This window comes from Paraburkholderia sp. EB58, assembly GCF_050436665.1.
In the GTDB taxonomy this organism is placed as follows: Bacteria; Pseudomonadota; Gammaproteobacteria; order Burkholderiales; family Burkholderiaceae; genus Paraburkholderia.
Map to the genome: position 1 here is coordinate 86495 of NZ_JBNDMQ010000026.1, position 13901 is coordinate 100395.

Below are 13901 nucleotides of genomic sequence, written 5' to 3' on the forward strand. Positions count from 1 at the left end.
TGCCCGCCATGCGTTCTTGTCAGGCCTGCAGCGCGTCCCACATTTCCTTGTCGCGCTGCGCCGTCCAGATACGCGGATGCGTGATGCCGCTCGCCTCGTCGAAAGCACGCGAAACGTCGAACGGCAGGCAATGTTCGTAGATAAAGACGTGGCCGAACTTCGGGTCCATTGCCTTGCGCGTATGCGCCATGGCCGCCTTCAGATCGAGCTTCTGCTCGACGGCTTCGCGGCCCTGCTGCAGCAGCGTTGTCACGAAGTCTTTGGTGTAATCGAGGCCCTTGTTGACGTCTTCGGGCGTGGTCAGCCCCGGACCGCGGCCCGGCACCAGCTTGTCCGCGTTCAGCGCGCGCAGCGCTTCGAGCGTGGCCGGCCATTGCTCGAGCTGCGCGTCGCCGCAATAGCAGGCGGCGTCGTATTCGACGAGGTCGCCTGAGAACAACACCTTTTGCGACGGCAGCCAGACGATCGTGTCGCCCTTCGTATGACCCGCGCCCAGATGCGCGATCCGCACTTCCAGCTTGCCGAGAAACAGCGTGATTTCCTTGTCGAACACGAGCGTGGGCCAAGTCAGACCCGGAACCGTCTCGACACCGGCAAACAAGCGCGGGAAACGTTCGATCTCCGACTTCATGTCCTGCTCGCCGCGCTCGACAATCATTTCGTAGGTGCCGCGGCTCGCGATCACCTGCTGCGCGCCTTCAGCGAAATACGCGGAGGCGCCGAGCACGCGCACCGCGTGGTAATGCGAGAGCACGACATATTTGATGGGCTTGTCCGTGACGCTGCGGATCTTCGCGATCAGGTCCTGCGCCATGGCCGGCGTGGCGGTGGTATCGACGATCAGCACGCCGTCGTCGCCGACGATCACCCCCGAATTCGGATCGCCTTCCGTGGTGTAGGCGTAGGCGTTCTCGGAGAGTCGCGTCCACGTGACTTTCTTTTCTTCCAGATCGGCCTGGGATGCGAATGCTTTTGCCATGCTTGTCTCCCTCAAAAGTTGGACGTGAGGCGAGACGGCCGGCGTGGGCGCCATTCAGGACGGGCGCGCAGGAGGACGGTATTAGAGGATTGTCTCGCCCCGTTTTGACTCTGTAGCTGCGCTGGTGTGTCGGGGTGAAGGCATCTTATGGCTACACCAGATTTTCTGTCCAGCGAAATGCTGGAATCGAAACGATGTGCCACGAGCTGTAATCGTTTTGAGCGAAAAACCGACTTTTCTAATCGTTTTGGCAGCCGATTAATCGAAATGAGTGAGCCGGCCGGACTTTCGGCGCATGAGGTCGCCCCTTTTCGGCGTTTTCCGACAGGCAAAGTCACTAACTAAGACGACTCCCCCGCCGCCGGCTCCGGTTCATGCGAAAGCCGCGCCTTCGCATGCCGCATCTTCTCCAGCGTCTTGGGCCCAAGCTTGAGCGCCACACCAATGGCAAGCGCATCCATGATGCACAGATGCACTAGCCGCGAGACGCCCGGCGTGTTCGGATCGATCGCGCTCGGCACGCGCAGCAGCAGCGGAATATCGACGAGCCATGCGAGCCGCGAGCCAACATTGGTCAACGCAATCGTGGTCGCGCCGCGCTCCTTGGCGATCTGGATGCTTTCGTTCACCTCGACGCTGCGTCCCGAGTGCGAAACCGCAAACGCGACATCGCCTGGCTCGAGCAACCCAGCGTAAAGCCGCTGCAAATGACCATCGGTGAACGCGCTCGCGGCGATGTCGAGCCGCAGGAAACGCAACGCCGCGTCCTGGGCCACCAGTCCCGAGCCCGAACCCACGCCGAAGAAATACACGCGGCGCGCGCCGGCCAACGCGGCAATCGCCGTCTCCACGACCACCGGATCGAGCGCTCCGCGCGCATGCGTGATCCCTTCGACGGCGGCTTCGCCCACCTTGTCGAGCAGGGTCTGGATATCGTCATCCCGCGCGACGGCCGTCGATGCATACGGCAAGCCCCCCGCCACGCTCTGCGCCAGTTGCATCTTGAAGTCACGCAAACCATTCGCACCGACTGCGCGACAAAAGCGCGTCACCGAAGGCTCGGACACCTCCGCGCGCTGAGCGAGCTCGGTGATGCTCGCGCGCATCGCAAAGTCGACGTCGCTCAGCACCATGTCGGCGACCTTGCGCTCAGCCGGACGTAGCTGGGTCAATGCGCCGCGAATGTGGGGAATCAGGTTGGGAGCGGACACCCGTGTGTTCCTTATGGGTTCAAGGTCTGGAATCCGCGTTTTGGTTCTTTTGGAGAACGGCGGCCACACGCGGTTTCAGGCAAGCCTGCGTCCACTCTCCGTATCGAACAGATGAATATGCCCGGCCGGCAAGCGGAGCGCCACGCGCTGGCCAGGCTCGATCGTCGAGCGCTGGCGCGTCGTCACGCACCACGTGCTGCCGCCTATTTTCCCGTACAAATGCGTCTCGGCGCCAGTCGGCTCAACCACTTCGACTTCCATCGACACGCCATCCAGCGGCGCCGGCGTTTCGATATGCTCGGGCCGAATGCCAAGTGTGACCTTCGCGCCGGTTTTCGCGGAAGCCGGCGTCTGCGGCAGGGCCACCTCGGTGCCGTCAGCCAGTTTCAGCGCGAGACCGCCCGCGCCGCTCACCAGTACGCCTTCGGCAAAATTCATCGAGGGCGAGCCGAGAAAACTGGCAACAAACAGATTCGCCGGGCGATCGTACAGATCCAACGGCCGGCCAATCTGCTCGATACGGCCTGCGTTCATCACGACGATGCGGTCAGCCATCGTCATCGCTTCAATCTGATCGTGCGTGACGTAGATCACCGTATTCTTCAGACGTTGATGCAGCGCCTTGATCTCGGTGCGCATCTGTACGCGCAGCTTCGCATCGAGATTCGACAACGGTTCGTCGAACAGGAACAGCGACGGTTCGCGCACCACCGCGCGGCCCATTGCCACGCGTTGGCGCTGGCCGCCGGACAGCGCGCGCGGCAAGCGGTCGAGGTAGCTACCCAGGTTGAGCATCTTCGCCGCGGCTTCGATGCGCGGCTTGAAACTGCTGGACGACTCCTTGCGGATACGCGGTCCGAACGCGATGTTTTCGTAGACCGAAAGATGCGGATACAGCGCGTAACTCTGGAACACCATCGAGATGTTGCGCTGCTGCGGCGCGAGGCTATTGGCGCGCGTACCTCCAATCATCAGATCGCCGCCGCTGATCTCTTCGAGACCGGCCACCATCCGCATCAGCGTGCTCTTGCCGCAACCCGACGGCCCGACCAGCACGACGAATTCGCCGTCGTCGATGTCCAGATCGATGCCATGCACCACCTGGGTGTCGCCGTAACGCTTGAAAATGCCGCTCAGTTGCACTGCTGCCATGCTGTCCTCATCGTCGTCCGGTGCCACCGCGAGGCGGGCGCACCACGTTCACTGGTTCAAAGTGTCTCGAGCGTCAATTCCTCGGCCATCAGCCGGTTGCCCGCCATCAGGCCGCCGTCGACCGGCAGGGCCACACCGGTAATCACGCGCGCCATCGGCGAGGCGAGAAACTGCACGGCATCGGCGATGTCATCCGGCGTCGCGAAGTCGCGCAGCGGATAGTATTTCTTCAGGTTCTCGAAGACCTGCGGATTCTTGTCGACCCGCGCCTGCCACGCCTTCGTCTTCACGGTGCCGGGACACACGATGTTGGCGCGGATGCCGTATTTGCCCAGTTCCAGCGCCAGCGCCTTGGTGTAGCTGATCAGACCGGCCTTGGCCGCACTGTAAGCCGGGTGGCCGAGCGAAGCCATACCGTTCACCGAGCCGATCAGCACCAGCACGCCCTGCTGGCGCTCGACCATCGATGCGCGCACGGCTTCCACCGTGTAATACGTGCCGTTCAGGTTCAGGTTGACGTCGTGCTGCCAGCTTGCAACGTCGGTCGCGGCAAGCGTCGCCGCCTTGGCGCCGCCCGCGTTGGCGACCAGCACGTCGACTGGCCCGCGCAGCTTGACCGCCTGCGCAACCGCTTGCTGAACCGCCGCGGCGTCCGCCAGATCGGCCACGACCGGCGTGACACGATCCGCGCCCAGCCCGGCGGCGAGCGCCTCGAGCGCCGCCGCGTCGACGTCGAGCGCGAGCACGGTGTCGCCCAACTCGACGAAACGCCGGCACAGCGCGCTACCGATCCCGCCACAGGCGCCGGTGACCAAAACCACTCGATTCATGTCTGTCCTCACCTTTACTTGCCAGTGCCGCTTGCCAGACCGCTTTCCAGTACCGTTGCCGCCGGCGGACCGGATTACGGAGTCACCGCTTACCTGCCAACCGGCGCCGGAACTAGCCGTCACCCGCTCTTAGGCTCCTGTACACAGCCTTCAGCCGCTGTAAATTTCCAACACAAACCAATTATTCCGCATACTGGGAGCGTTCTGGCGAACGTGCCGCCCGCCTCTGCACCGCACAAAATACGCCTTCTTTACAGCATCTTATGCAAAAAAGGCTTGGAGAAAAAATATCGTAGACCCTACGTGACAACATTTTTTAACTCCTGTAGGATTTTTTCAAACAATTTGACAACCCAGCAGCCGGCGACGGCAGCAGACCACCCCAGGAGAGAGAAATGTCGTTGCAAGCCCGTGCTTCCTTCGCGCTCGGCAAAATTGCCGTAGCGCTTGCGTGTGCAGGTATGGCCGTGGCGGCGCACGCCGACACGGTCCGCGTCACCGTCGCCCACTACAGCGATGCGACCGCACCGTACTTCCAGCAAGTGGCCCAGGAATTCGAAAAGGCCAACCCCGGCACGACCATCAAGATCGAGGACGTCAGCTGGGACACGCTGCAACAGAAGCTGCAAACGGACATTACGGGTGGCGCCAACGCCGACCTGGCGATTGTCGGCACGCGCTGGCTGCTCGATTTCGTGAAGGACGACGTGGCTGAGCCGCTCGACGGCTACATGGACGCAAGTTTCAAGAGCCGCTTCATCGGCCCGTTCCTCGCCCCGGGCGAGATCAACGGCAAGGTCTACGGTCTGCCGATCGCCGCTTCGGCTCGTGCGCTGTACTACAACAAGGATATGTTGGCGAAGGTTGGCTACCCGAACGGCCCGAAGACCTGGAATGACGTGATCGATGCGTCGAAGAAACTGAAGGCGCAAGGCATTGCCGGCTTCGGTCTGCAAGGCAAGGAAATCGAAACGGACGTCTACTTTTACTACGCCCTGTGGAGCTACGGCGGCGACGTGGTGGGCAAGGACGGCAAGGCCGCGTTCAACTCGCCGGCTGGCGTGAAGGCCGCGACGATGTACAAGACAATGATCGACGAAGGCCTGACGGAACCGGGCGTGACCGGCTACAGCCGCGAGGACGTGCAGAATCTGTTCAAGCAAGGCCGTGTTGCAATGGATATCTCAGCACCGTTCCTCGCCAAGCAGATCGCGAAGGAAGCGCCGAACCTGAAGTACGGCATCGCTCCGATCCCGATGGGCACGAAGAACGCCACGTATGCAGTGACCGACTCGATCGTGATGTTCAAGAACTCGAAGGTGAAGAAGGAAGCCTGGAAGTTCCTCGACTATCTGTTCACGAAGGAACCGCGCGTGAAGTTCACCAGCACGGAAGGTTTCCTGCCGACCACCAAGGCCGAAGCGACCGACCCGGCGTTCGACAATCCTGATACAAAGGCATTCATCGCGCTGCTGCCGAGCGCGAAGTTCGCCCCGACCATCACGGGTTGGGAAGACACCGCGAAGGCCGTATCGGATGCAATGCAGTCGATCTACCTCGGCAAGGCCCAGCCGGCAGCAGCCCTCAACGCGGCTGCCGCGAAGGCTAACGAGTCGCTCGGCAAGTAACGCCGAGGCAATGCTGAGTGGGTGTAGTACCGCGTTAATGTAGACCGGCGCGCGCTGCTGCTGACAGGTGGCGCGCGCCGCGTTGTACCCGGCCCATCCCGTTGCGCCAGGCCAGAGGCCAGGCGCGACTTACGATCGAGCACGCATGAGCCGTCCTGCTTCCCCGCGCCTGTCGGCGCCCTGGTTGCTGATTGCGCCGAGCCTGATACTCGCGCTGTTTATCATCAGCTATCCGATTTTCAACATCGTGTATCAATCGCTGCACGATGTGTCGCGCTTTGGCGCGATTCGCGACTTCACCGGTCTGAAGAATTTCTATACCGTCTTCGCAGACCCGGAGTTTCTCGGCGCGCTAAGGCGGACCATCTACTGGACGTTCTTTGTGGTGGGCGGCACCGTGTTGATCTCGGTGCCGGTTGCTCTCGTCCTCAATCAGGACTTCTATGGACGCGGTGTGGCGCGCACCATCGTCATGTTGCCGTGGTCCGTCTCGCTGACCATGACCGCCGTGGTGTGGCGCTGGGCCTTCAATGACGACTACGGCATGGTCAACGTCACGCTGCATCGGCTGGGGCTGATCAACGGGCCCATCCATTGGCTAGCCACGCCGGAACTCGCGTTTCCGGTGGAGATCGGCGTCGGGATTCTGGTGTCGATTCCATTCACGGTGACGATTCTGCTAGGCGGCCTGTCGTCCGTACCGGGTGATATCTACGAAGCCGCGCGTATCGACGGCGCGAGCGCATGGCAGCAGTTCCGCAAGCTGACGCTGCCGCTGCTCAGGCCGTTCGTCAACATGGCGATCCTCCTAAACGTTATCTACGTGTTCAACTCGTTCCCGATCATCTGGGTCATGACCCAAGGCGGACCGGATGAAAGCACGCACATTCTCGTCACCTATCTGTACGAAGTCGGTTTCCGGCTAGGCCGTCCGGGGCAGGCGGCAGCGGTGTCGCTGATCATGCTGGTGATGCTGTTCGTGTTTTCGATGCTGTATCTGCGCATGCAGCCGAAGGAAGGAGAAAACGCATGAGCCTCAAGATGAAACGCACGCTGTGGTGCTGGCTCGCGCTGTCTCCGCTGATCGTCCTCGTGCTGTTCCCGTTCGCGATCATGCTGTTTACCGCGCTCAAACCCGCCACTGAGGTGTTCGTTTATCCGGCGCGCTGGTTGCCGGTGCACTGGCAATGGAGCAACTTCGTCGACATGTGGACGGCAGCCAACTTCGGTGTGGCGTTACGCAACAGTGTGGTGATCAGCCTGCTTTCCATGGCGCTCGCGCTTGCGGTCAGCCTTCCTGCGGCCTACGCGCTGGCGCGCTTTCCGTTCAAGGGCCGCGGCCTGTACCGGCAGTTCCTGCTCGTCACGCAGATGCTTTCGCCGATCTTGCTGGTGGTGGGCCTGTTCCGGCTCGCCGCGATGATTCCGTATGGCGACGGCAATCTGGTGGATTCGAAGCTCGCGGTGATCGTCTCGTATGCGGCGTTCAACATTGCGTTCGCGGTGTGGATGCTGTCCTCGTACTTTCAGACCGTGCCGCGCGATCTTGAGGAGTCCGCGTGGCTCGAGGGCTGTGGCCGGGCCAAGGCCGTGTTCAAGGTGTTTTTGCCGCTGGCCGTGCCCGCCATTGTGGTCACCGCAATCTTTACGTTTATCAACGCCTGGAATGAGTTCGCGGTGGTTTATACGCTGATTCGTTCGCCTGAGAACAAGACGCTAACCGTGCAGGTCACCGATATGGTGGCCGGCAAATACGTCGTCGAATGGCAGCTGGTGATGGCCGCGACGTTGTGTGCGACCTTGCCGATTTCGGTCGTGTTCGCGTGGTTGCAGCGGTATCTGGTCAAGGGGTTGGCTTTGGGGGCCGTGAAATAGGCATCATGGGCGGCGCAGGCGGCGTGGTTTCGCAACGCCTGCCTGCGTCGAATTGAAACCTCAGCAATCGAAACCCCGCTTCAGCCCGCGTTTTTCAACACGAGGCGGGCTTCCAGACCACCGCCCGAGCGGTTGTGCAAGGACAGCGTTGCATCCATCGCGAGTGCGAGCTGCCGTGCAATGGCGAGCCCGAGGCCGGTGCCACCCGTCTGCCGATTACGTGATCCTTCCAGCCGGACGAACGGCTCGAACACCGCTTCCAGCGATTCAGCGGGAATGCCGGGCCCACGATCGAGTACGGAGATCGTCACCTGCCCTTCCTGAGACGCCGCGACTGCGATTTCAGCCGCGCCGCTAAACTTCAGCGCGTTATCCACCAGGTTGCCGACGATCCGGCGCAACGCCTGGGGACGCGTAACCAGTGCAGTGTGAAGCTGGCCCTGCAACGACACTTCCTTTCCCGCATCCAGATAGTCGAAAACGAGGCTGTCGAGCAGCGCATCCGGATCGATGCGGAGCGGCACTTCGCTCGCGCCGTGCATGGTGCGGGCATACGTCACACCCTCCTTCACCATCGTTTCCATTTCGTGCAGATCCTGCTGCAGCTTGGCCCCCTGCACGTCGTCGTCCATCACGTCGACCCGCAAACGCATACGGGTAATCGGCGTCTGCAGGTCATGCGAAATCGCCGCCAGGATCTGCAGGCGTTCGGTCATGTACATCTTCACCCGGTCTTGCATCGCATTGAAAGCGCGCGCCGCACGGGCCACTTCGTCTGGGCCGTCTTCAGGCAAACGCTCTGCTTTCAGATCAGGACCTAGCGTATCGGCCGCGCGTGCCAGGTGGCTCAGCGGGCGCGTCGCCACCCGGACCGCCAGCCAGCAGCACGTGCCCAGCACGAGCAGTTGCAACACCAGTACCACTGGCAGCCAGGGCGACAACGGCGCACCCGCCATCGGCCGATAATCGATGGTCAGCGGCGCGCCGTCGCTCAACTGCAGATGGACCTGCAGACGGTCGGGGTCGCCCGGGACGGCATTGGCGGTCAGTGGATAGCGCTTGCCGATACCGCTTTCAATCGATCGAGCCACTCGCGCCGACAACTCAGCATCCGGCGCAGCGCCGGGAACACCCGGGCCGAGAATGAAGCGATACGAGCGCCGTGCGAGGCGCGGCAACCACTCGGCCCGCTCGTTAGGCGGCAGATGATCGAGCAGAGCGACGGAGCTCGTGACCTCGCGCTCGATGTACCCCATCATCACATTGTTCATGGTCTGATCGCGCTCGGTCATGGTGAGCCAGACCGACATGGTCTGCGCCAGCGCGAGACCGACGAACAGGATCAGCGCGAGCCGTGCGAATAGCGTGCGTGGCCAATGCAGCCAGGCATTCGGCTTCATGGATTGCCCTCGATCATCGTCACGGCTGCCGAAAATACGTAGCCTTCGCTGCGCAGCGTCTTGATGTAACGAGGTTCGCGCGCGGTGTCCTGCAAGCGCTGCCGCAAGCGGCTGACCAGCAGATCTATCGAGCGGTCGAACGGATCGGCCTGGCGGCCCTGAGTCAGGTTGAGCAATTGATCCCGCGTGAGCACGCGCTGCGGATGATCGAGAAACACGCGCAGCAGGCGATACTCCGCGCCGCTCAGGGCCACCATGGTGCCCTCGGCGTCGAGCAGGTGGCGCGCGGTGGTATCGAGCCGCCAGTCGCCAAAGGCGATCATCGGCGCGGTTTCCGTCACCTGCATGCCGGGCGGCAGCATGCGCGCGCGGCGCAGCACGGAACGGATGCGCGCCAGCAATTCGCGCACTGCGAACGGCTTGGCAAGGTAATCGTCGGCGCCCATCTCCAGCCCGACGATACGATCCGTCTCCTCGCTGCGGGCGGTCAGCATGAGTACAGGGACCGCGCGGAACTTGCCCGCGCGCAATTCGCGGCACAGCACGAGGCCATCCTCGCCCGGCAACATCAGATCCAGCACGATCAAATCGGGCGCGCCCTGCTCCAGCACGGCACGCATCTGGCGACCGTTCGCGGCAAGCGAGACGCGCATGCCGTTCTTCTCCAGATAGCCCGCGATCAATTCGCGGATGCCGCGATCGTCGTCGACGATCAGCACATGGTCGATGTTTTCCATCAAGCGATTATTCCTTCCGGAGATTCAGGCGCACGCGGTTTACGTTGACCAGCGAACACTGCACGGGATGCGCCATTTCCGCTGCAAATCCGCCTGCAAGAAAGACGAGCATCGCTAGCAGCCGGCGCATCCGTCCTCCACGGCGCACGGGCTCGTGCACCCGGTCAGAATGACCTCCAGCGTATACGGATCGATGCTGTACAGGCAAGCCGCGTGTGCGGACAAGGGCGACGGTACGTTGTGTCGACTCGGTAGTCATAAAGCGCTCCAGGATAAAGGCATGTCTGCTTTATAGCCTGGCTTGGAGTACGCTTTGTATCCCAATGTATCTGGACCTTCCCCTGACACAAAACATTGCACCCATACGGCGTGGGCGGCCCATGTCGGATACGAACGGGCGTTTTAATGCATCAACGCCGGATGACGGACACATGCAAGACGGCAGCGTGTTTCACTAAGCAGTACTGCCGGTAATCGAAAGCGACACGCGGCAGGGTCAACGTGACTCAAAACGGACCGCGCATTGCGCGTCGTTCAGATGGCGCAATGCGCGAGCGTCACATGTCACATGTCACACGCCTTCGACGAGAACGGCGCGATAGCGCGAACCCTTGAAGCGGTGCTGCGCGACTTCCTGATAGGCGGGGCTGTCGTACCACGCGCGCGCTTCCGCTGTGGAAGGAAATTCCACGATCACGACACCTTCGGGCGCGTCGCCCTCGAGCACCTGCTGCGGCCCGTAGGCGGCGAGAATCTTGACCGGATGACCCTTGAACGTGGGGCCGACCTTGCTTTGGTAAATATCGAGTTCGCTCTGGTCCTGCGTGCTTTCCCGTGTGAAGACGATATAAGTCGCCATGGCGTACGCTCCTGCCGTGCTGTGAAGGTGCGTTAGATGATGCCACGAAGGCTGATTTCGCGTCGGCTCGCGCAGTCAGCGGTTCAGGCAAGGGCATTCACGCATGTGGAGCGTGCCCGCCGCGCGGCGCATGCCGCCACGAATGCCCGGCCGTTGCGATAGACTGCAGTCGTACCGGAGGGTGTCACTGTGTCGAACCTAAAATCCAGACTGCTTCGCTGCAACATTGCTTGCATCCTGGCCTGCGTATCGGTCCTTGCGCATGCTGCGTCGCCAGCGGCGGCCTCCACCGCCAGTGCTACGAGCGCGGCAGCGAGCGCTGCCATCGCGGAGGTCCTGTCGGCTCGGCCCATCGTAGGCGACGACCCCGTTGTCATCAGAGACGCCCTGGCGAAACACAGCATCCATGGCAACGCACCGTCATTGCGTGACCGCATCCGCGCGCTGATTCCGTCCCGAAAGACCCCGCAAGAGCGCGACCTGACAAAAGCCAGCCTCGACCGTGAACTGGTCTTCGTCGTACCGATACCTTACGGCGTGCTGTACCGCTCGCAGACCCACGTGCTGACGATCAACGTGGACCTGTCAAGCGAGGACGCCCCGGGCGCAATACTGCTGAAGAAAACCGTCACCGGCCCAGACGGCCGGGGACTGACAGTGGCGGCGGAAGCGAAGGCGAAGGGATACATCCAGCAGGTCGATCTCATCGGGCTCAAGGTCGACGCAACCAGCAAAACCCGGATCCGCGGACACCTCACGCTCCCGCAGTCGGTGTTCAGCAAAGTGGATGGCGACTTCGCGATTGCACTGATATGCAGCCTGAGCCCGCCTTACCTGAACGATCAGAGCGAACATAGCGATCCGACCGACGACGAACCGACCGACATCACGACCCGCACCTCGTTCCTCTACACCGACGTTCACGCGGTCTGGTTGATCAGCCCGCAGACGGGCATGGTGCTATCGAAGAACCTGCATTTGTCGAATTGAGCGCCCCCGCCACGTCTTAGGCCGGTTGAATCTGGAACTCCGCTGTCGTCCCCGCGAGTGCCTGGCGCAGCGCCTGCGCCAGTTCGCCGGCGGCAAACTTGGCGATATAACCGTTCGCGCCTGCGTTCCTGACGTGCGCTTCATTGGCCGCCCCCGTAAGCGACGAATGAATCACCACCGGAATGTCGCGGGTCCGCGCATCGCCCTTGATATGCCGCGTCAGCGTAAAGCCGTCCATTTCCGGCATTTCAAGGTCGGTGAGCACGAGTGCAATCTTGTCTCGCACCCTCACCTTCTCGGTCTGGGCTTCACGGGCGATCTGCTGCAACATGGTCCACGCCTCTGCCCCGGTCTTTGCCATGATGTACTCGGCGCCGATCGCGCCTAAGGCCTGCTCGATCATTTTGCGTGCAAATCCCGAATCGTCGGCCGCGAGAATCTTTGCGCCAACAGGCATGCGCAGGTGATCGCCGACCGCCTTGGGATCGACCGCCGGATGTTGTGCCGGGAAGACATCGCGCAACACCTGCTCGACGTCGATGACCTGCGCGAGACGCGAGTCGCCGGTGTTGCCGTCGATACGCGCGATGCTCGTGATCGACTTACCGGCGGTGGCGCCTTCGGCGGTCAGCACCTGATTCCACTCGAGGCGCACGATGTCGTCCACCTCTTCAACCGCAAACGCCTGCGTGGAGCGCGCAAATTCCGTCACCAGCAGGATGTTCAAGCCACGCGTCGGCTCGCACCCCATCAGCCGCGGCAGATCGATCACGGGAATGATCTGGCCGCGAATGTCGACCGCGCCCATCACAAACTCCGATGCGCCCATAATCGGCGTCACAGACGGCATCGTCGAAATCTCGCGGATCTTGAAGACGTTGATTCCGTATAGCTCGTGCGCATCGCTGTCGGGGACCGATCCAAGGCGAAACAGCAGCAATTCGAACTTGTTCGAGCTGGTCAAGCTTGTGCGTTCGTCAGCCACGCGCAGATCTGTCGCCATACCTTTTTCTCCGGGTTCGATTTCCGGGCACAGCGCATTGATGTCGCCGCGACACCGATCGAACGCCTCCCTCATAGTGGGTTATCGGCCCGGAACGCGCAAAGTTCAGCGCTGAAAGTCATTTGATACGGCTTTTTGCGCAGATTCAGAGTGCGAGCAACGCGCAAACGATTGCGCTCTACGGTCAATCATTAGACAAAAGTACCGGGAGTCCTGATCAAAGGGCAGTCACGATTCTTGCTGGCGTTCTTTGAAATTACGACGATATCGACAAGGGAAGTCATGAAACTCTGCACGCTTGCCCCGTTGGTTCTTGCGTTGGTTTCATCCGTTGCGCTCGCCGAGGGTCAAGGCTCCGCGTGCGGCAGGCTCGTAGGCGCAAGCGGCGCGGCACAGCCCGGCGGCAGCTTCCGGCTGCGCGGCGGCGAAACTGTCGACTTCGTCGGCGGCGGCAGAACCGTGCACGGGGCGTTGCAGGTGTTCTTTGACGGCAGCGTGTATCGCGCCTATTGGAAGCCCGAGGGTAGCCACGAACTCTATGTCCTCGCGAGCGCCGGCACCAATAGCACCCGCCTGATTTCGACGCCACCGCAAGGTGAACCTGCCGGCGACGGACAGCCCGGCACGACGCTTCAGCCGCTGAACGTGCTGTCGTGTCCGGCGCTGTAAGCCACGTGGCGTGGCATACTCGTTTGAGCATCTGGCGCGGTTGCCGCCCTCATCATCGAGTGCCGGCGCCCGTGCCTCGCACCCCATGAAACCGGCCAGGCAGGAGTCGATTCAATGCAGCAAGCCATTCGCCATTTGCACGTCAAGGCGCCCGTACGCGGACTCGTCGAATTCACGGCGGACGTACGCGAGTTTGTCCACGAGCAGTCGATCGAGACTGGCATCCTGACGCTGTTTTGCCGTCATACATCGGCCTCGCTCCTCATTCAGGAGAATGCCGATCCGTCCGTGCGACGCGATCTGGAAACCTACTTCGGCACGCTCGCGCCGGAAGACCGCAATCGCTACGAGCACGATACGGAAGGGCTGGACGATATGCCCGCGCATCTGCGTACCGCCCTCACGCAGGTGCAGCTATCCGTGCCGATCGAACACGGGCGCTTGACGCTCGGCACATGGCAAGGCATCTACCTGTTCGAACATCGGCGCCACCCTCAAAGCCGCGACATCGTCGCGCATATCATCGGCGAATGAGCGGCGACGAGGGACGATATCGGTCGTAGTCAGG

At 61.9% G+C, this 13901-nt stretch carries 14 protein-coding genes; 6 read left to right on the plus strand and 8 right to left on the minus strand.

What is annotated here, in order from left to right:
• Window positions 1-19: 19 nt before the first annotated feature.
• The 4 genes from P3T40_RS30645 to P3T40_RS30660 all read right to left on the minus strand — a co-directional run bounded on the left by P3T40_RS30645 (window position 20) and on the right by P3T40_RS30660 (window position 4172).
• Entirely contained in the window at window positions 20-979 is a 960-nt protein-coding gene (locus P3T40_RS30645) for an MBL fold metallo-hydrolase (protein WP_429271454.1), read from the minus strand.
• Between the two features lie 341 nt (window positions 980-1320).
• On the minus strand, window positions 1321-2190 hold the full coding sequence (locus P3T40_RS30650) for a MurR/RpiR family transcriptional regulator (protein WP_429271455.1): 870 nt from the start codon (window positions 2188-2190) through the stop codon (window positions 1321-1323).
• Between the two features lie 75 nt (window positions 2191-2265).
• Window positions 2266-3342 (minus strand): ABC transporter ATP-binding protein, encoded by a 1077-nt coding sequence (locus tag P3T40_RS30655; RefSeq protein WP_429271456.1) that lies wholly within the window; start codon window positions 3340-3342, stop codon window positions 2266-2268.
• A gap of 56 nt (window positions 3343-3398) precedes the next feature.
• Window positions 3399-4172 carry an SDR family oxidoreductase gene (locus P3T40_RS30660; RefSeq protein ID WP_429271457.1) on the minus strand — a complete coding sequence of 258 codons (774 nt, stop codon included), beginning with the start codon at window positions 4170-4172 and terminating at the stop codon, window positions 3399-3401.
• 395 nt (window positions 4173-4567) lie between these two features.
• Between P3T40_RS30660 and P3T40_RS30665 the strand changes: the two genes are divergently transcribed.
• The 3 genes from P3T40_RS30665 to P3T40_RS30675 all read left to right on the plus strand — a co-directional run bounded on the left by P3T40_RS30665 (window position 4568) and on the right by P3T40_RS30675 (window position 7675).
• Window positions 4568-5800: an ABC transporter substrate-binding protein gene (locus tag P3T40_RS30665; RefSeq protein WP_429271458.1), complete on the plus strand. Its 1233-nt coding sequence runs from the start codon at window positions 4568-4570 to the stop codon at window positions 5798-5800.
• A 145-nt stretch (window positions 5801-5945) separates the two neighbouring features.
• A complete protein-coding gene (locus P3T40_RS30670; protein WP_429271459.1) occupies window positions 5946-6833 on the plus strand; it encodes a carbohydrate ABC transporter permease in 888 nt (295 codons plus the stop codon).
• Window positions 6830-7675, plus strand: coding sequence for a carbohydrate ABC transporter permease (locus tag P3T40_RS30675; protein WP_429271460.1), 846 nt, complete (start codon window positions 6830-6832; stop codon window positions 7673-7675). The genes P3T40_RS30670 and P3T40_RS30675 overlap by 4 nt, the downstream gene beginning before the upstream one ends.
• Before the next feature lie 80 nt (window positions 7676-7755).
• On the opposite strand, the gene P3T40_RS30680 is transcribed toward P3T40_RS30675, so the two are convergent.
• The 3 genes from P3T40_RS30680 to P3T40_RS30690 form a co-directional block, all read right to left on the minus strand.
• Window positions 7756-9075 carry a sensor histidine kinase gene (locus tag P3T40_RS30680; RefSeq protein ID WP_429271461.1) on the minus strand — a complete coding sequence of 440 codons (1320 nt, stop codon included), beginning with the start codon at window positions 9073-9075 and terminating at the stop codon, window positions 7756-7758.
• Window positions 9072-9812 carry a response regulator gene (locus P3T40_RS30685; RefSeq protein ID WP_429271462.1) on the minus strand — a complete coding sequence of 247 codons (741 nt, stop codon included), beginning with the start codon at window positions 9810-9812 and terminating at the stop codon, window positions 9072-9074. The genes P3T40_RS30680 and P3T40_RS30685 overlap by 4 nt, the downstream gene beginning before the upstream one ends.
• Window positions 9813-10383: 571 nt before the next feature.
• Window positions 10384-10671: a DUF1330 domain-containing protein gene (locus tag P3T40_RS30690; RefSeq protein ID WP_429271463.1), complete on the minus strand. Its 288-nt coding sequence runs from the start codon at window positions 10669-10671 to the stop codon at window positions 10384-10386.
• 189 nt (window positions 10672-10860) lie between these two features.
• Between P3T40_RS30690 and P3T40_RS30695 the strand changes: the two genes are divergently transcribed.
• Window positions 10861-11661, plus strand: a complete 801-nt coding sequence (locus tag P3T40_RS30695; protein WP_429271464.1) for a hypothetical protein — start codon at window positions 10861-10863, stop codon at window positions 11659-11661.
• Between the two features lie 16 nt (window positions 11662-11677).
• Here P3T40_RS30695 and P3T40_RS30700 read toward each other — a convergent pair whose 3' ends face one another.
• Entirely contained in the window at window positions 11678-12664 is a 987-nt protein-coding gene (locus P3T40_RS30700; protein ID WP_429271465.1) for a chemotaxis protein CheV, read from the minus strand.
• A 282-nt stretch (window positions 12665-12946) separates the two neighbouring features.
• Here P3T40_RS30700 and P3T40_RS30705 point away from each other — a divergent pair, with 282 nt between their 5' ends.
• Both P3T40_RS30705 and P3T40_RS30710 read left to right on the plus strand, forming a co-directional pair.
• Window positions 12947-13333: a hypothetical protein gene (locus P3T40_RS30705; RefSeq protein WP_429271466.1), complete on the plus strand. Its 387-nt coding sequence runs from the start codon at window positions 12947-12949 to the stop codon at window positions 13331-13333.
• Window positions 13334-13447: 114 nt separating this feature from the next.
• On the plus strand, window positions 13448-13867 hold the full coding sequence (locus tag P3T40_RS30710) for a secondary thiamine-phosphate synthase enzyme YjbQ (RefSeq protein WP_429271467.1): 420 nt from the start codon (window positions 13448-13450) through the stop codon (window positions 13865-13867).
• The last annotated feature ends 34 nt before the right edge of the window (window positions 13868-13901 follow it).